Origin of the sequence: Paenibacillus sp. GbtcB18, assembly GCF_019091125.1 — a bacterium.
Classification (GTDB): domain Bacteria; phylum Bacillota; class Bacilli; order Paenibacillales; family NBRC-103111; genus Paenibacillus_F; species Paenibacillus_F chitinolyticus.
Map to the genome: position 1 here is coordinate 1 of NZ_JAGXJX010000809.1, position 239 is coordinate 239.

Consider the following 239-nt stretch of genomic DNA (forward strand, 5'->3'; position numbering starts at 1 on the left):
ACTGCCGTCCCTCCGCCCATGCCCTTCCCGCAGGGGAGGTTACGAATTTGGTAATTTGCCGGCCCGCGCGCTGTTGACAGCCGAAGCCGCGCCGCGCCGTGGAGAAAGCCGCGGCGGGCATTACCGTGGAGATTTTCCGCAGCGCAGAGACGAGGAGTGGCTTAAACATACCCTATTAAACCCTGAATGTGGTCTGACGGAGGAGTGGATACTTTATGATGGAATTAAACTTTAAACAA

General features: G+C 56.1%; 1 protein-coding gene. It reads left to right on the plus strand.

Translation table 11 applies throughout. From position 1 onward, the window contains the following. Position 1 precedes the first annotated feature (1 nt). The gene (locus tag KVT34_RS31035) at positions 2-235 is read left to right on the plus strand and encodes a hypothetical protein (protein WP_369016308.1); all 234 of its coding nucleotides are present in this window, start codon (positions 2-4) and stop codon (positions 233-235) included. Positions 236-239: the final 4 nt, after the last annotated feature.